Origin of the sequence: Vibrio sp. 1F169, assembly GCF_041439605.1 — a bacterium.
GTDB lineage: Bacteria > Pseudomonadota > Gammaproteobacteria > Enterobacterales > Vibrionaceae > Vibrio > Vibrio tasmaniensis_A.
Map to the genome: position 1 here is coordinate 1 of NZ_JBGOOI010000039.1, position 17788 is coordinate 17788.

General features: G+C 42.4%; 18 protein-coding genes and 2 pseudogenes. 16 read left to right on the forward strand and 4 right to left on the reverse strand.

Annotated elements, in window-relative coordinates:
- The 3 genes and pseudogenes from ACED53_RS14810 to sctN form a co-directional block, all read right to left on the reverse strand.
- A pseudogene (locus ACED53_RS14810) lies at positions 1–384 on the reverse strand (hypothetical protein); the annotation flags it as partial.
- A 9-nt stretch (positions 385–393) separates the two neighbouring features.
- Complete coding sequence (locus tag ACED53_RS14815; RefSeq protein ID WP_017096443.1) at positions 394–855, reverse strand: YscO family type III secretion system apparatus protein; 462 nt, start codon at positions 853–855, stop codon at positions 394–396.
- Entirely contained in the window at positions 852–2174 is a 1323-nt protein-coding gene (gene sctN / locus ACED53_RS14820) for a type III secretion system ATPase SctN (RefSeq protein ID WP_017100265.1), read from the reverse strand. The genes ACED53_RS14815 and sctN overlap by 4 nt, the downstream gene beginning before the upstream one ends.
- A gap of 186 nt (positions 2175–2360) precedes the next feature.
- On the opposite strand from sctN, the gene sctW reads away from it, so the two are divergent.
- From sctW to vopD, 12 genes are read left to right on the forward strand one after another with little or no spacing between them, the layout of a single operon-like run.
- Positions 2361–3254: a type III secretion system gatekeeper subunit SctW gene (gene sctW, locus ACED53_RS14825; RefSeq protein WP_017096445.1), complete on the forward strand. Its 894-nt coding sequence runs from the start codon at positions 2361–2363 to the stop codon at positions 3252–3254.
- Positions 3235–3519 (forward strand): TyeA family type III secretion system gatekeeper subunit, encoded by a 285-nt coding sequence (locus tag ACED53_RS14830; protein ID WP_017096446.1) that lies wholly within the window; start codon positions 3235–3237, stop codon positions 3517–3519. Before sctW ends, ACED53_RS14830 begins: the two co-directional genes overlap by 20 nt.
- Positions 3506–3880, forward strand: coding sequence for a type III secretion chaperone SycN (sycN, locus tag ACED53_RS14835; protein ID WP_017096447.1), 375 nt, complete (start codon positions 3506–3508; stop codon positions 3878–3880). The genes ACED53_RS14830 and sycN overlap by 14 nt, the downstream gene beginning before the upstream one ends.
- Positions 3877–4254, forward strand: coding sequence for a type III secretion system protein VscX (gene vscX / locus ACED53_RS14840; protein ID WP_017096448.1), 378 nt, complete (start codon positions 3877–3879; stop codon positions 4252–4254). The genes sycN and vscX overlap by 4 nt, the downstream gene beginning before the upstream one ends.
- A gap of 5 nt (positions 4255–4259) precedes the next feature.
- Positions 4260–4598, forward strand: a complete 339-nt coding sequence (gene vscY, locus ACED53_RS14845; RefSeq protein ID WP_017096449.1) for a type III secretion system chaperone VscY — start codon at positions 4260–4262, stop codon at positions 4596–4598.
- A complete protein-coding gene (gene sctV, locus ACED53_RS14850; RefSeq protein ID WP_102249940.1) occupies positions 4582–6708 on the forward strand; it encodes a type III secretion system export apparatus subunit SctV in 2127 nt (708 codons plus the stop codon). The genes vscY and sctV overlap by 17 nt, the downstream gene beginning before the upstream one ends.
- Positions 6708–7142 carry an LcrR family type III secretion system chaperone gene (locus tag ACED53_RS14855; protein ID WP_017096451.1) on the forward strand — a complete coding sequence of 145 codons (435 nt, stop codon included), beginning with the start codon at positions 6708–6710 and terminating at the stop codon, positions 7140–7142. The genes sctV and ACED53_RS14855 overlap by 1 nt, the downstream gene beginning before the upstream one ends.
- A gap of 40 nt (positions 7143–7182) precedes the next feature.
- Positions 7183–7473: an LcrG family type III secretion system chaperone gene (locus tag ACED53_RS14860; protein ID WP_017096452.1), complete on the forward strand. Its 291-nt coding sequence runs from the start codon at positions 7183–7185 to the stop codon at positions 7471–7473.
- Positions 7474–7483: 10 nt separating this feature from the next.
- Complete coding sequence (locus ACED53_RS14865) at positions 7484–9370, forward strand: virulence-associated V antigen (RefSeq protein WP_017096453.1); 1887 nt, start codon at positions 7484–7486, stop codon at positions 9368–9370.
- A 12-nt stretch (positions 9371–9382) separates the two neighbouring features.
- A complete protein-coding gene (locus tag ACED53_RS14870; RefSeq protein WP_017096454.1) occupies positions 9383–9874 on the forward strand; it encodes a SycD/LcrH family type III secretion system chaperone in 492 nt (163 codons plus the stop codon).
- A 3-nt stretch (positions 9875–9877) separates the two neighbouring features.
- Positions 9878–11077 carry a type III secretion system translocon subunit SctE gene (gene sctE / locus ACED53_RS14875; protein ID WP_017096455.1) on the forward strand — a complete coding sequence of 400 codons (1200 nt, stop codon included), beginning with the start codon at positions 9878–9880 and terminating at the stop codon, positions 11075–11077.
- Between the two features lie 9 nt (positions 11078–11086).
- On the forward strand, positions 11087–12088 hold the full coding sequence (gene vopD / locus ACED53_RS14880) for a type III secretion system translocon subunit VopD (RefSeq protein ID WP_069591733.1): 1002 nt from the start codon (positions 11087–11089) through the stop codon (positions 12086–12088).
- Positions 12089–12469: 381 nt separating this feature from the next.
- Here the strand turns inward: vopD and ACED53_RS14885 are convergent.
- Positions 12470–12784 (reverse strand): annotated as a pseudogene (locus ACED53_RS14885) (transposase); the annotation flags it as partial.
- A gap of 377 nt (positions 12785–13161) precedes the next feature.
- Here ACED53_RS14885 and ati1 point away from each other — a divergent pair.
- The 4 genes from ati1 to ACED53_RS14905 all read left to right on the forward strand — a co-directional run bounded on the left by ati1 (position 13162) and on the right by ACED53_RS14905 (position 17783).
- Positions 13162–13611, forward strand: coding sequence for an Ati1 family type III secretion system chaperone (ati1, locus tag ACED53_RS14890; protein WP_017100160.1), 450 nt, complete (start codon positions 13162–13164; stop codon positions 13609–13611).
- Positions 13612–13641: 30 nt separating this feature from the next.
- Entirely contained in the window at positions 13642–15129 is a 1488-nt protein-coding gene (locus ACED53_RS14895) for a VPA0450 family T3SS effector inositol phosphatase (protein WP_017096459.1), read from the forward strand.
- 896 nt (positions 15130–16025) lie between these two features.
- A complete protein-coding gene (locus ACED53_RS14900) occupies positions 16026–16433 on the forward strand; it encodes a YscW family type III secretion system pilotin (RefSeq protein WP_029223147.1) in 408 nt (135 codons plus the stop codon).
- 480 nt (positions 16434–16913) lie between these two features.
- Positions 16914–17783 (forward strand): helix-turn-helix transcriptional regulator, encoded by an 870-nt coding sequence (locus ACED53_RS14905; RefSeq protein WP_017100158.1) that lies wholly within the window; start codon positions 16914–16916, stop codon positions 17781–17783.
- Positions 17784–17788 lie beyond the last annotated feature (5 nt).

The following is a 17788-nucleotide window of genomic DNA, read 5'->3' on the forward strand; positions in this document are numbered from 1 at the left end:
ATCCGTTGAATCCGTTGAATCCGTTGAATCCGTTGAAACCGTTGAATCCGTTGAAACCGTTGAATCCGTTGAAACCGTTGAATCCGTTGAATCCGTTGAATCCGTTGAATCCGTTGAATCCGTTGAATCCGTTGAAACCGTTGAATCCGTTGAAACCGTTGAAACCGTTGAAACCGTTGAATCCGTTGAATCCGTTGAATCCGTTGAATCCGTTGAATCAGCTTGGTCTTTGGCACTCTTTTGCTGAAGATTGGCTGGCTGAGTTTTAGGCTTCAGAGCATTGTTAAAGATAGACTCAAGTTCTTCCGAGACGTTAGTCGCGGGACTCTGTCGAACCTTTTTGGGAAATCCTGCTGTGTCTGGGTGATCGTGTTTGACTCGCATTTTTACCTTCTATGAAACAATGGCACTACGAAACTCTTCTTGTTCGAGCTCTTCTTGGTACTGCACTTGACGTATTTGTTCAGCGATTTCTTGTTCGTTTAGCTGAATGAATTTTTCTTTGGTTTTATGAGCGGCGATTGCTTCTTTTTTTCTCTCTTTGAGCCGTTGAGCTTCTTGCTCCAATACTTTTTTGGCTTCAGCGGCTCGCTGCTTTAAATCGGCTTCTCTTTCCCTCAATAGTGCGATTTCTTGTCGCAATATCTCGAGTTCTTTTAGCACCACCATTTTCTGCTTCGCTTTGGTAAATCGTCGCTCTTCTTCTTCTTTTCGCCATTGGTGATAATCGACTACGGACTGCTCGGATTTTCGCCTTATAGAGAGGGCGTTGTTGACTCGGTACTCTTGCTGCTGAACTGCACTGTCAGCTCGCTCGGCACGAATCGTTTTGATCTCTAGTAACTGCTCGATCATAAGCCCGCGAGTCCTTGTAACTGAGTCACGGTTTCGTCGAGCTCACTTGTTTCGTGTGTGCCTTGACGTAAAAACGCTCGGATATCATCACTTTGATCAATGGCCATATCCGCGCGGTTATCAGCACCATGTTGGTATTCGCCAATTTTAATCAGCAGTTCAACTTCTTCATATTTTGCCAGCATTTCACGCATATGAGCTGCCGATGCTTGATGAGTTTTATCCACGATTTGGTTCATTACACGGCTTGCTGAACGAAGCACGTCAATGGCTGGGTAGTGGTTCATTGCGGCCAGTTTCCGAGAAAGAATAATGTGACCATCAAGTATTGATCGGGTCTCGTCGGCAACTGGTTCTGTCATATCGTCACCTTCTACAAGTACGGTGTACAGAGCGGTGATGGAGCCTTTGTCTGATTGGCCAGCACGTTCCATCAGTCTTGGCAATGCAGCAAAAACAGAAGGCGGATAACCTCGTCGTGTTGGTGGTTCACCTGCTGCCAAGCCGATTTCACGTTGAGCTCGGGCAAAGCGAGTGACAGAATCCATAAGCAGTAGGACGCGTTTACCTTGGTCACGGAAGTACTCTGCGATGGAGGTGGCCACAAACGCAGCTTTGGCACGTTCCATTGCAGGTCTATCTGAGGTTGCTACGACTAACACCGCCCTTGTCATGCCTTCTTCACCAAGGTCGTGTTCGATAAATTCTTTAACCTCACGCCCCCTTTCGCCGATAAGGGCGAGAACTGTGACATCAACGTCAGCGGAGCGGATGAACTTGGCGAGTAGGGTACTTTTACCACCACCAGCCGCGGCAAAAATACCCATCCTTTGTCCTTCGCCGCAGGTGAGTAATCCGTCTATCGAACGAACCCCCATGGAGATGGGATTTTCGATCAATTTTCGTTGCATCGGTGGCGGTGCATCTTTGTAAACTGGATACCAAGCACTCGGTTCTTTATTTTGGGTGCCATCAAACGGGCGACCCAGTCCATCCAGTACCTTACCTAACAAGTGGTTGCCAACGCCTACTTCATGCATTTTTCCAAGTGGACTCACTTCGGTGTTGGAGGAAATACCAAGCATGTTTCCAAGTGGAGTAAGTAACGCGTGATGTTGCTGAAAACCAACCACTTCCGCGAGAAGCGACAAGGTTTGATCAGGGTTGCGCAACTCACAAAGTTCCCCAACACGAACACCAGGAACCACGGCTTTGATGATGGTGCCAGTAACTTGAGTAACTCGGCCGCGGATTTGTATCAAACGAGTTTGTTTGATAGCAGATTGTTGCGTTTCGGTGATGTATGAGAAATCGTTCAATTTAGGAAATATGCGTAATAACTGGTAGTGATAGAGTAGAAAGGATGGGGCAGTATTTATAGTGACTATTGGTCGGGAGTTTTTAGAAAACTAAAAATGCCCTAAAAAAACACGTCTGATTTTGACAGCCTATTGCAAATACAACATTTACACTCAAGTCATATTGTACGAAAGGAGTGCAAATGAGTGAGTATTATCAACAATCAAATTGCAACGGGTAACAAGTTTGACACGCCAATTCGAAGCGGTCATGAGTACGTACGTTCTGGGGAGTCAATTGGTGGAAACTATCGAGGCGAGAGCGTCCGAGTACACAATGCTACTCAATCATTATTTGACGCAATGGAGGAGCTGACGTCATTAGGCTCAGAAAAAGCAGAAAAAGATCTAACCAAACGTAAAGTAAAAGATGGTGGTCTTCGGGTTAATGAAGCTCATGAGTTGGTGTCTGAATATTTAAGGAAAGTTCCTGATCTTGAGAAGAACCAAAAGATCAAAGACCTTGCTACCAAGATGGCGGGTGGCAACTTATCAACGATCGCGCAGCTACAAGCTTACCTTAATGGCTTTTCTGAAGAGAAGAGTCACCAGTACCTTGCATTAAAGGCGGTAAAAAAGTTTCTCGGAGCGAACCCAGAAAGTAAGAATCTGTTGGCGCTGATTGACCAAGCCCTTCTGAACTTTGAGCAAAATCCAGATTCTTGGTCTCAGATTGATACCGAGATTCGTGTGTCGAGCTTTGCTGATGAATATAGCAAAGAGCAAGACTTTAGCAGTTTGCACCAACTACGCGGTTTCTATCGTGACACAGTACACAGTTACCAAGGCTTAGGCTCGGCATACAAGGATGTGGTTGAGCGATTTGGTGAAAAAGAGGTGTCCACCGCCGTCGACTTTATGTTGCAAGGTATGAGTGCAGATTTAAGTGTTCAAGGCAGTAATATTGATTCGGTTAAGCTGCAGCTTTTGATGTCAGATATGCAAAAACTTAAGACGCTGAATACCCTTCAAGATCAAGTTAGTAATATCTATCAGATGTTTAAACCTCAGCAGGCAAGCCATGGCTTATCAAGTTACTGATTTAATGTCGGATGTCATCGACTTAGTTGAGCAGCGCTGGGTGGGAAGCGAAGAGATATGGAACTTAGTGAACGCCATGAAGTTGGGGGCCATTGAGCGACAAATTAGTTTTTTACGAGAACTGCACAACTTAGTTCGGCATATTTCCATTGATGTGTTTAACGACGAAGAACAGCGGCAAAACCTAATACAAGCAATACAAAAAGTGCTTGATGAAGCGATTGATTTAGAAGAAGAGGAAATTTGGAACGATGAATTGGATTGATGCGTCAGTGGATGATTTTTGCCGAGGAATGGGGCTTGAAGCCGTAAATTTCTCGTCGGCTGGACGTGTTCAGTTGAGCTTTGAACAAAGCGGCACCTTGTACCTTGAGAAATATCAGGATTGTTTGTTTCTTATGTTGGTAAAAGCGCTGCCATGGCATCAATCTAATGAGTCAATTAAAAAGGCACTGAGCTTTTGTCATTCAGGGCAAGGGTGGCCATTCACTATTAAAACTGGGCTGTTCGATGAACAAGCGTTAGTTTTCTCAGCGCAAATTGAAGGCGATGAAGTTACCTTACCAACCATAGAACAAGCATTCGCGTTGCTAGTTCGTTTGCATAACGACGTGGTGAACTCATGAATCGGATTAGTACATTAAACGTTGGTATTGAAAGTTTTGCTCATATCTCTCTTGAGCAAGTCGAAAGCGACTTTCCACAACGTTTTCAACTGCTACCTGACGGTCAAGCCATCGCGACGCACCTAGAGAAATTGTATGAACTTCGCCCTTCAGAGCAGTACTTGATGCCACTCGCTAAGCCAAAGATTACACATACAGACTTACTTCGCCCAGAAAAATACCGTCAGCAGTTTGATATAACTCTGCAAAGACTTCAAGACTTGGCGAAGAAAAATGGTTCTCATACGCTAACTCAAGCAGCGGAAACGTTGCAAACTACTCAATTAGATCAACGTTATCTCACCATGGCGTTGAATCTACTGATTCAGGTTTAACTCCCATGTTACAAGCAAAAGATGTGGAGCTATTGCTTATCCACGGGGCTCTCCAAGTTCAATATAAAAAACCTAAACAAGCAATTATGTTACTCGAAGCGCTGTTGGAAATCGAACCTCAGCATAAAGAAGCTCGCCAAACATTAGCGGTAGCATGCCTGGATTTAGGGCGGTACGCTCGTTCAATCGAACTGTGCGAAAGCTTGTTGGAAGCCAACAACTCTAATGAAGCTGGTTTATGGTTTTGTCTTAGCCAAGCCCGCTGGAAACAAGATGATGTTGAGGGCGCGCGCCGCGCTCATCGCTGTTATATAAAATCTCTAAATAGTGAACCAAATGAATAAGTTGATCGATATTATTAACAAGGTTGGGCAGCGTAAAGACATCATGCTTGCCGTGATGCTACTGGCAATCGTCTTTATGATGATCTTGCCTTTACCTACGACATTGGTGGATGTACTTATCGGTACCAACATGAGTATAGCGGTCGTCTTATTGATGATTGCTATCTACATTACATCCCCCCTAGAGTTCTCTGCATTCCCAGCGGTTCTGTTGATCACTACACTATTTCGCTTGTCACTTTCTATCACTACAACACGACTTATCCTGCTGCAAGGTGATGCTGGTCAAATCGTTTCTACCTTTGGTAACTTCGTCGTGGGTGGTAACCTGGTCGTGGGCATCGTAGTTTTCCTGATCATCACAATCGTTCAGTTTATGGTGATTACTAAAGGTTCAGAAAGGGTAGCGGAAGTCAGTGCTCGATTCTCCCTTGATGCGATGCCGGGTAAGCAAATGAGTATAGACGGCGATATGCGCGCCGGGGTAATCGATGTTCATGAGGCGCGTCATCGCCGTTCAGTGATTGAAAAAGAAAGCCAAATGTACGGCTCTATGGACGGGGCGATGAAGTTCGTAAAAGGAGACTCTATTGCTGGTCTGGTGATAATCGTGGTGAATATTCTTGGCGGTGTAACCATAGGTGTGACTCAAAAAGGCATGTCAGCGTCGGAAGCATTGGAGCTATTTGCTGTTTTGACCGTAGGTGATGGCCTGGTATCGCAAATTCCGGCTCTCTTTATCGCGATTACTGCCGGTATTATTGTGACGCGCGTTTCGAATGAAGAGTCCTCTGACCTAGGCTCAGATATCGGAGCACAGGTTACAGCACAACCAAGAGCTTTGTTGATTGGCGGTGTGTTGCTAGTGTTGTTTGCGCTTATTCCCGGTTTCCCGAAGGTTACCTTCTTTGTTCTTGCTATTGTAGTCGGTGGTGGCGGCTTTTTCTTACTCCATAACAAAAAACAACAAAGTAAATTAAGCAGTGCCGACTTACCAAGTTTTGTTGCCCAAGGCGCGGGCTCGCCAGCCGCCAAATCGAACAAAGCGGCACCTCAGCGCAACAGCAAAGGAAAACTAGGTGAACAAGAAGAGTTCGCTATGACGGTACCGCTGCTAATCGATTTGGATGCTCGCTTACAAGAGAGCTTAGAAGCCGTCGCTTTGAATGATGAGCTCGCACGAGTAAGACGAGCGTTGTACCTAGATCTCGGCGTGCCGTTCCCGGGGATTCACTTACGATTTAACGAAGGGATGAGCAACGGTGAATACTTGATTCAATTGCAAGAAGTGCCAGTTGCCCGCGGTCGGATTCAAAGCTTAAAACTGCTGGTGACAGAAGATAATGAGCAGATCGATTTGCTTGGTATACCTTACGAGAAAGATGACGATTTTCTACCGGGAATTTCGAGTATTTGGGTAGACCACAGTCATAAAGTAAAACTAGAAAACAGCCAAGTGGGCTTTTTAACTCCCGACCGTATTTTGACTTACCACCTATCTCATGTGCTAAAAGAGTACGCCCAAGATTTTATCGGTATCCAAGAGACTCGTTATTTGCTAGAGCAAATGGAAGGCAGTTATTCCGAATTAGTAAAAGAGACACAGCGTATTGTGCCTTTGCAAAAAATGACGGAAATCCTACAACGCCTTGTCTCTGAAGATATTTCTATTCGTAACTTACGAGTGATCTTAGAAGCAATGGTGGAGTGGGGACAAAAAGAAAAAGACGTGGTTCAGTTGACTGAATACATCCGTTCAAGTTTGAAACGCTATATTTGTTACAAGTACGCCAGCGGTCAAAATATGTTGCCAGCATACCTGTTAGATCAGAGCTTGGAAGATATGCTCCGTAACGGTATTCGTCAGACTTCGTCGGGCAGTTACTTAGCGCTTGACCCTTCCGTTACTCAACAGTTTGTCAGCGACGTTAAGCAAGCAGTTGGTGATTTGAGCCGTATGCCAAATAAACCAGTGTTAGTGGTGTCAATGGACGTACGCCGTTACGTGCGAAAATTGATTGAATCTGAATACTACGATCTGCCAGTGCTGTCTTTTCAAGAACTAACGCAACAAATTAATATTCAACCTTTAGGCAGGGTGGGAATGTAATGGCATGTGTACTCAGTCAGTCTTTAGTGACGTCAGGAATCAAAGTGAGGCCTTATTTCTGGCAGAAAAGCACGATCTTACTTGGCCATCGCTACGAATACGACGGTATGGAGCTCGTGTTCCGAGTAGACGATGGTGAAATTATCATCGTTTTGTTGCGAAGAATTACTCCAAACCAAGGTTTGAGCAATCCTTTCTCTGCACTGTTTTTACTCGCAGAACATGCTATCCGATTGTACCCACTCAACTGGATCATTCGTGGCAACGTTGACGTATTGCGTGGTAGCAATATGAGTAACCAAAGATTAGCGCAATTCTATTTGGGAGCCTGTGGTGCGAGTCACGATGAACAAGATGATTGGTACTACTTGCGCCTGAGTGACTACCGCCCACTTAAAAAGAGAAAGAAAGTAAAAACTCTCGACTGTTACTGACAGCATCTAATAGATGCTTCGCTTTAATATAGGTATCAAGATGAAGCAACCCTTTACCGAAACCATTGAAAAATCAGAACTTGCTATCCTTACTGCAGATGACAGAGCTGAAGTGTTCAATGAACTACTTGAAGGATTAGGTGTTGGTCCAGTAGCAGGAAATATTCTGCTTGATGGGTTAAACGCCGATCCCAAACTGATGAAACAAGCAGAACATGAATTGCTCGAGGAAGTACAACGCCGCAGACAACAACAACATCCGCTCCACGGCACTAATGCCGAAGGCTCTAGGCGCAAGCGGCCTGTGTTACTTCGTGGCATAGTAATTTAAAGGTTTTTAAATGACGGATATAAACAGAAGAAACCCAGTAGGTGGGGTAGGACCTCGACCAGAGCCGCAGACCTCATTTCAGGATCGTTTGGCTGATAAATTGGCTAATATTTTAGGGGAGCCAAATGCGGCTAAGTTGAAGGCGTTGATTAGTCAATTGCCTAAGGTGTTAGGGCGTAGTGAACAAGATAGCCTTGATCTTTATGCCAATTCATTGAGGAAACTACTAGAAAAACAAGCAGCATTTACTGGCACTGCTGCAGTTGATACTGCTGCTCATTGGATGAAATCGTTGCAAAATCAAGCGGTGAATGGTCAGATTTCACCTCAAGACTTGGTAAACGGAGTCAACAAAACACTTACTTACCAATTCCGAACTTGGTTCGAAAAGCAGTTAAGTGACAAGGTAGACAATTCGCTCCCTACAGACTTTATCAATCAGTTCCGATTAGGAAGCCAGAGTACCCAAGAAGAACAAATAGCTAACTTAGATGCCGATGCACTTAAACAAGCTACTGCGAAGATCAGTGTGTTTATAAATTCACTTTCTCAGCAAATGAGCTCTAGTAAGGTTCGTGAGAACGCTATTTCTTTTTTGCGTAATGCATTTCGCAATCTAGGTTCGGTAGACATCAACGAGCTAAATAACTCGGATTATTTATTAACGAAAGAAAGCTTCAAAGCAGCAGTTTTAGCACAGCTTACTAGATCTTTAAATAATGCAGGTCTTACGCTAAGTGGCAGTGATGCACAACTTTTGGCAAATAAAATCACTTGGCTTCCAGGTATGTCTAAGCAGGAGCTTAGAGGAGGGCTGAACGATCTGGTGAACCAAGTAAAAGGTCAATACGCAAATGCTTATGGAGCAGGTTCGGTTAGTAAGCTGCAAATAGTACTTGATGCGGCAATTGCAAAGCTAAGGAGCTCATCTACGGATATAACGCTCTCTAGCTTATTCTCGAATATGGCTGTGAGTCTTATAAACACTCAAGTCGATGCCTTTTATAGCAGTCTTCACGAAGTGCAGAAGTTCCAAACTCCACAACAACAGGTTGACCAAATAAAACAGCATACAGCACGAGATATAAGATTTCAGTTTGAAAAAATGATGTTGAGGAAAGATGTTGGTATCGACTTTGCCACTCGTCATAAAAAAATGATGAGTAACCTAGCCGCTCTGAAAGCTCGTTTAAGTAAAATCACAGAAGATGAAAAGAAAATAACGGTAGGGACTGACGGTCAAAGGAAAGCAGATGTTAAAGCTGAGCACTCGTTAACCTCTCGTGATTTGTTATCTGTGATTGATTCGACTATTGGCGATCGTTTTGATGAGCGCGTGCTGTTTTCTTTAAATGAGCGTCGAGTGAACCGTCTTGAAAAGCGTAACGAGAAGAAAGAGGAACTCCAAGAGCTTACGACTAAACTAAAAATATTTGGTCAAGTCCAGACTACCATCAGTACAAAGTTATCGGAGATAATTAACTCAAGTACTGGTGGTGGGCATTATTATCCAGACAGGCAGCATTTTACTTATAAACATTTCGGATATGAGACTCAACAAAAGTTTGAAAAAGGTAAGGAGTTTAAGTATTTAGAAAAACATATAACTCCAAGGGTTGGTTCTGATGGAGTTAAATACTTTACTCACAAACAATTTTTAGAGCATGCAGGAGTGACTGTTAGTCGCGATGTATATTATAACAATACAGATAACAAATACCTTAGTAATTTTTCTAGCTCGGTTTCAAGTAAGTCGAAGCCAATTAACGATTCTGTACAGTTAAAAACTACTGCGTTAAGCGACATCAGTTCCCAATACAACGCAACTGTTGAAGCTATGAACAAATTTGTTCAAAAGTACCACAATATTTTGCAAGCAATCCTACGAGCGATTTAAGGATAAATAACCATGACTACACAAAACCCGGTAACTGACCCATCTCAAATGCAAGCAGAGGAACTCCTTTCGTTTCTTGAGGAAGGTGGAACGTTAAAAATGCTGCACGATGTATCAGCAGATACCATTGAGCACATTTACGCTGTTGGATTCAATTTTTTCCAATCAGGAAAAATAGAGCAAGCCGGTAAGATATTCCAACTGCTTAGCATGCTTGACCACTACCAAGCACGATTTTTTATTGGTTTAGGAGCTGCTCGTCAAGAACTGGGTGAGTACCTGCAGGCGATTGACGCCTACAGTTATGCAGCGCTTGTAGATATTAATGACCCACGCCCACCTTTCCACTCTGCAGAGTGTTACCTAAAACTTGAGCAATTAACAGAGGCAGAGAGTGGGTTTTACAGCGCGAAGGGGATGTCTGCCGGAAAACCAGAGTATGCAGATTTGCATCAACGCGCAGGCATCATGTTAGAAGCGGTGAAAAACAAAAGGAGTAACTAGAATATGAATTCTATCGCACTAGACCGCACTCAGAGTCAGGCATACTTACCGGATTCTGGTCAAACAATGTTAGATAAGGTTACTAAGACTGCATCTCACGTGTCAGCTTCAGTAACGGTTGAAAACGTAAAAGGTAAAAAATCTGAAGTACCGAACACTGGTAAAGTTAAAGTTCAGCTTGATGCACCGAACGCTGCAGTTAGCGATAAGGTCAATGAATTAACGCTGAAAGCCATGAATCAACTACAAAAAATCGTTGATTCGATTGCCAAGGTTTTACATGCGGTCGCCGACAACACGGGCTCACTAGCAGTGAAAATCCTGGCAGGGTCAGCCGATGACTTTGAGGTAGAGCTAGCTGCTATCACAGACAAACTGAAGAGCGTACAAAACAAGCTTAAGATCCAAGAAGTAAAAGTAGCGAAAGCGAAACACGAACAAGAAATAAAGGATAACGAACAAAAACTCAAAGAGTCTGAAGCTGCGGCTAAAGAAGCGAAAAAATCGGGTCTGGTTTCCAAGATATTTGGGTGGGTCAGTGCCGCAGTTTCGATTATAGTGGGCGCTGTAATGGTGGCAACTGGTGTTGGAGCAGCAGCTGGTGCACTAATGATTGCCGGTGGTGTATTGGGTGTAGTCAGTATGGCTATGCAAGAACCAGCTGTTCAAAATGCAATGAAAGAAGCTGGCATTAATGTCGATGCTCTCAGCAAAGTTATGATGGCTTTAGAGATTGCGGTTGCGGTTATTGGGGCTGTTGTGACGTTTGGCGGCGCGGCTGCGGGCGGTATTGCTAAATTGGCGGGGAAAAGTGCCAGTAAAGTAGCACAAAAAATCACTGATATTGCGACTAAAGCGGCAGCTAATATGGCAAAAGTTGCAGATATGGGTTCTAAAGCAGCCACGACGACAGCTAAAGGTATTCGATTTGCTGCAGAGTCATTAGATCTTCTTTCTAATGTTGGTAAAGGCTCTGCCGATAGTGTTCATTCCAATAATAAAGCTAAAGTGACAGAAATTAATGCGGATCTTACTCAGCAGAAAGCGGAGAAGGTGCTGACTCAATCGGTTATTGATAAGCTTAAAAAAGAAATCGCTAAGATGATGGAAGGTTTCCAAGAGTTGATGAATGTCATCATGCAGATGATTCAGGCGAAAAGCGAAACGATGGAAACGGTAATGAATCGTCCAGCGACGGTTTAAGGAGAATTTATGTTAGATAAAATTGGTAAGACTGGGAATGCAGATCTATACGGTTTGGGTGAGATAGATAAAACGACTAAGGTTGAAAAAGCCCCCGAGACAAAAACCGAAGCAGCGGTTCGTGGTAACGATGAGACGGCGGTGTCAGGTGCTAAACATTATCTTTTGGAAGGACCTAAAGCGCCGAAAAGTGGAGAACAAGCTCGCGTGGTTGAAAAGCTGATGACCGCTTTGGCACCAACAGCAAATCTGCTTATGAAAACCCTAGAAAAAGCACTTCATGGTCAATCTGGAACTCAATCATCGTCAAATACGGTTTCGGAATCTCTTGCTTTGATGACCTTACTGTACCAAGTTTCGAAGTTAAGCCGAGAACAACAAACACTTGAACGTGAAATCGCGGTTGAAGCGAATGTAGCGAGCCTTAAGAGTCAAGCACAAGAGCTAAATAAATCTGCTAAAGCGATGATCGCAATGGCTGTAGTTTCAGGAGTTCTAGCCGGTGTAACGGCAATTTTGGGCGGAATAGGTTCTGCTAAAGCTGGTAAACAAATTAAAGCGGAAGCATCGACTAATACATTACTGAAAACACAAAAAGCTGGTGTAGATAAGGCTAATGATTTGTTGAACAATGGTGGGTTATCGAAAACTCAACAGCAACAGTTAAAGCGTGTTCAGGATGTCGGGCAAGACCGTCTTGGTAATTTGACTGATAAATTGACAAAAGGGGGGCGAAAGTTTGACAAAGCTACCACCTCTAATCAAGCGCGAAATTCGATTCTTCAGTCTCTTAGTCAGATGGCAAACTCAGCATCAAATGTAGAGCAAACTAAAGCTCAGGCTCGCGGTAAAGAAGATGAAGTTCTAGCGACACGTGCACAAGCATTGAAACAGAAAGCTGACGAAAATATTGGTTTTCAAGATAGTATGCTTAAAGAGCTGCGGGATCTGTTTCGCTCAATTGCTGATAGCCAAAACCAAGCATGGCGAGCATCTGCTCCTACCGTTTAAAACCACTGCGGATTAGAGTCCCCTTCTTCTAAAGTAGGTTGGCAATTTTTAGTAAGTCAGTAATGCAAGTTACTGGCTTTTTTCATGCATTTTATTTGGCAAATTCACACCTAGACTGAAATGCCGCCTAATTTCGTTAGACGTATGTATCAACTCTTCAATAAGCGTTTTAACTCGTTAAGATTTTTGTCCTGAGTCAGCAAGAACTCTTCCTTGAGGAGATCATTGACACGCTTATCTACGCTTTGTTGCGATTATCAACCCAATAATAAAACCCACTCCTAGCATAAGTTCATAGCCATTTTACTTTAGATTTTCCGCGATGTATGGAATCCACTCATTCTCGGCGTTGTTGATCAAATCAGTTTGAGGTTCAACGACGCCAAAAACTTTGAGACCAGTCGAGTCAATCGCTATATGGCGAATAGCTCCTTTGGATTTATTGCGATATTTGACCTGAACTGTCTTCGAACGGTTGTTGATACAGGTGTAGTCAGGGGACGTCAGTGGAACATCCAATAGCTCAAAGATAGAATCAATAAAGCCTTGAAGAGCACGTAATGGCGGATAGAAGATCCCCTTAATCATCAAGGCAGTTTCAATCGCGGTATCAGAATACTGGAAACCTCTACCACGCTTGCACAGAGCCTTATTGTATTCCGCCCAGTTAGTTATCTTCTTTTCCGCTTTACCCATGTCACCACCGTTCTAACTACCATAAAGGATCAGATCACAAGACTTGGAAAAGGTTCAACTGATTTAAGCAACAATGCATTCATTCTCTGTTACTAGGAGGACGATGAGCTTAAGAAATTACAATGCACAGGTGGGTGAAACTTATGCGATGAGCAAAGCGTTGAACAAGCTTACTGGGTTATAAAACTTGTCGTATTGACTAAGAAGCACACGAAACGGTGCGACTCTGTCTCTAAACTAAATTAAGCATCAAAGCCTCTTAAAGTTCATTGAGTATAAAAACTTCCGCCCGTATTTAATATCTTGCCATTCCCTCATCTTTATAATTCTTCTCACTACGAATAAGAACCCTCAGAAAAATACACAGAAGGAACACAATGGATATTTATCAGGAAAGTATCAGTTTTTTAGGTAACGGCGTGGATTTTGATGAAAACGGATTATTTCAATGTGAGTTATCATCGGATACGAATAATCATGATGAAGCACTTTTCTTAACCGTATTTAAGAACGAAACCACCATTAGCTTACACATGTCTCTCACCAGCCCTGTGGAGTTGCCAACCCCTCTTCCAGAAACGATTGCTATCGCGATTGGTGAACATGCTCTGGAACCTTTCCGTGGTGGTTTCGGTATCGGTCTAATGCCCGATAGCCGAAGGTTAACGAGCTACAAGGTTATTTTTCTCTCAAACAAACCTCAAGATTATGTGCAGAACACTTTTCAGCAACTGTTAGAAAGAATGGAGCAATGGCACCATTTTATTGAACAAGCGGATAACGCAGAGCCAATCCCAGAAACACTTCCTGCTGGGATCTTTGTTTAAGTTCCCTTATTTAAAATACGAGTTTAATGTATGTCTACAATTCAAATTAATAGCCAGCATCGAGGTAATTTAGACCTCGCAGATATTCAAAATATTAAAAGTAGCGCCAAAGAAGGCGATACCGTTAAATTTGGTTCTGTATTTGGTAAAGAGTACAGCGTAACTAAAAATAGCGATGGTGACGTTACTCTAAAACAAAAAGAAAACCGAAGCTTTTTTAATCGTTTCTTTAGTAAAGCCGATTCTTCAAAAAACGGTGATTTAAAGCTGAATCAGATGAATCAACAACTGCATAAAAAAGAAGGCAGCGGCAACGTTAAGGTCTTAACTTTGACCTATAACCAAGCAAACCAAAAGATGCCGGAAGACACAAAGAACTACTTCCAGAACCTGATTCAAAAAGGTGACTATGATGTGGTTTTGTTTGCGGAACAAGAGTCTAAATTGCTTGCTAACGATCTTGAACTTGATGGTATGAACCTTCTGAGTCAAAACAAAATGAAAGTTATGACGAAAGGTCTTGGTGAAGGTGTTAGCTACACTTCAATGTCCGTTTTTGCAAAAGACGGCGTCGATATTAACGTCAAAAAAGAGTCTGAATACCGTCATGGTATCGGTGGTCGAAACATGGAATTCTTCATGGGCATCACTGGTAACAAAGGTGGCGTAAAAACGGCTCTAGAGATCAATGGTCAAGCTCTAAACGTCATTTCTGCACACTTGGATTCTAACAAAGAAGTCAAACGTGAATTCGAAGGTAACAAGTTGATGGAAGGGAGCAAACCGCATGAAGAGGTTCTGATCACTGGTGATCTGAATGAGCGTGAAAAACGCACCGCTCAAGGTTCTGATGTGATGTACGATCCAGTCGCACATGATGATACGCATTTAGCCAAGCATGGCTTTAAGTTCAATCCTCTTAATAGTCACACTTACATGCAGCTTGATAAGCACACTGGTAATATTAAACAAAAAGAAGGTCGTGACCGACCTGACTTCGGTGAGCTCGATAATACTGGCTTAACAAATAAAACAGGCAACTTACAAAACCATGAAACCAGTGTTATCACTGAAGGGTTTGATAATGTCAGCGACCACAAGCCAGTACAGTCTACATTTGAAGTAAGAGGCTCCTCTCAAAAGCTGATTGAAAACGCACAAACACATACAGCAGAAGACTTCAAAAATGAAGCAGCGTACTTAAATCCTGGTACTGATCCGGCAAAAGCGACGTTTGATGATGTGACCTCAGCGAATCAAGCTCGCCTTGGTCTAGAAAACTTGAGTAGCGATGAACAAGCGTTTGTAAAAGAGAACTTCACTAGCTTTATCATCGGCAAAGATGCCATCTTTAGCCAGCTAACAAATGGCTTTATGGAAGAGATGCGTCAGCTTCACACTGCTAACCTGACCACCGGTCAACTACAGACTCAACAAATTGAATTGACCGAGAAATACGAACAGCTTAACCGCAAAGTAAACGCTCAGTTTAACCAGCAGTTCATTGCCAACCTTTAAGATAGACTCACCAGAATACCTATTTGTGAATCTATCTAGATGAATAGGAATGATGAATACAAAAGGTGATCGTAAGATTGCCTTTTCGTTCGATAGTAATCAACCTATATATACTCAAAAAGCGTTTGACGCATTTCGTTTCTTGTCATGATCTGCTCGCCTTGGCTCGCTTCAATTTTCGCTGGATAGAAGAAGTTTAAACTCAAGAATTTGTCGATATAAAGGATTAACGAGTGGTTAAAACTGAATTACGCAACAAAGTCGTCTGCTGTCAATAAATTATAATTTTGGATTGTTAACTTTAGCTAACAAGACCTGTTTACGACAGAAATGTATTCCCTTCGTTGTGAGTGATGGCGGGTAATAAGGATAAAACTAAGTGGTATCTAGGACTTTTTTTTTATTTGTTTGTTGTTAAATTATTGATTTTATTGATTTGTGTAAAAGTGATGCAATCGAGTTCATCCTTTATTTATAAAGATATTTCATTAGAATATAGATAGTTAGCAAGAACGGATGGGAAGCATGTTGCATATCGAGGGTTCAGCGCATTATATGATGAGGTCAGTTATGTTTTTGAGAAGCATGATTGCTTGATTTACTTTGGCGAACTGCCAAAGCAACGATTGCCCTTTTCTAAATGGTGCCAGTAAACGATGTATTTCATAAGTAGATAGTCGCGACCGTGCAAAAAGGCTATGCGTGCTCCATACGAAGGGGGGTCTCTGTATTGATGATACTAATTGCAGTGGTCAAATTGCTCCAGCCCTTGATAGATAACAACGGATAACCATAGCGAGTATAGCGAAATACCCCTTATTACTGGATTAAACCGCTTTGATGCCATGGGTAACCATAACTTTGTCACTGACAATTTAGATGAATACTTGTCTCCTATGAAAAAGAACTCTTATTGCTTAATATTCCTTGCATTGATGCTAAGCGGTTGTGCAACCAAAAACCCAGTGTCAAATGGGTTTTCTAATCATCTTCAAGGAGCACTATTTGGTTGGATAACGTTTGATAATTACACCGCTCCAGTGAGTACATTTCTAAGCGTCGATGTGTGTCAGGTTTTAGATAGTCAGTGTTTTACTGTTTTACAACAAGAGTATCAAGGGGTTCAGTTACCCGTTCAATACTCGTTTGTTATTGCTCCGATTCAAGCTGGAAATGGCGAGATGAAAGTGCGCGCTATATTGCGTTATCAAGGTGAGATTATCGCAAAAAAGGAAGAGCGATATATCTTTACGCAAGGCAGTGTATATACCAACTTAAACCTAGAGGCTTATAATAATTACTAGGAAGTAATATTTTCCTTTATTATTATGCTTAATGCGTTGGAGGATATCCTAGTTCTAGGTATATTTAAAATAAGGTCATTGGGTTTTTTATTATGTAAGCATCAGTTCCTTTGAATATATATGGCTATCCCCAGGTGCTTTAATAAAGCATGTCGCACTTATTGGTTGGAATGTAAATCAAGCGAACTTTAAAAATACCACGTTCATGTGTTTAATGTAAAATTTCTTTTTGTATCACCAGTTGAAAATTAGAAAATACTAATTAACTATCAAAAATATGTCACGACGATATCAAAAATACTTTTTTGCCAGAATTATTTTTGCTATCGAAGTTAGCGCTTGGTTATTCGTTATTATTCGGGTTGGATGGTAGTGTTATGGACTATTTATTGGTAATCGGTCTGCATTTGCAATCGCACTGCTGGCTTCGACAGTTTCTCTTGTTTGAACTGGAGGAATTAAAATTATGAAGGGTAGAAAATGGATGTGTTAGGCCGACTAAACGCCGAAAGGGTCGACTCGCACTTGCGAAAAATTCATGGTGCGTGCTGCTATGAAAAATACGATGAAGTGTTTCATTCTAGCCAGTCTCATATTGTTATCGTTCACAATGGTCAATTGAGGGTGCAAACCGGGGGTTGTACGCTAGACGTGGTCGCTGGTCGAGGGGTTTATCTTTCTCAAGGGGATTACTTACTAGAATACACACCGATAGGCGGTCAATATGCGGCTTCGGTTATCGAATTTGACAATGAACTGGTGAGTCAACTATTGCAAAAGCATAGTGACCTTTTGATGTCGTTGCCAAAGGTTGAGGATGTACAGTCTGGATTATTCCCTTTTACTCTAAACTTATTGTTAGAACAGACGTTATTAGGGATTAATACTCTAGAAGAGCAATCTTTTCCTGATGCTATTATGCGCTTAAAGTATGAGGAAATGCTCATCTTGTTACTGCATGGTGACCAAGGTGAACACCTCTACGCGTTGTTATCACAACTGACAAATCGAACCTCAGAGAGACTCCGTCGCTTTATGGATCTTCATTATCTTAAAGAGTGGAAACTGACAGACTATGCTCAAGAGTTTGGTGCGAGTCTGACTACGTTTAAAGAGCTTTTTAACGAATATTATGGTATCTCCCCTAGAGCTTGGATCAGTGAACGTCGTTTATTACACGCTCACAAACTATTGCTCACAAGCAAGATGAACATTGTCGATGTTGCGATGGAAGCGGGGTTTTCAAGCCAGTCTTACTTTACACAAAGTTACCGTCGTCGCTTTGGAACGACACCAAGTAAGGTCCGTTCTGGAGATGATCCGGTAGTAATTGTTAAGCGAAATGTCTGACGACT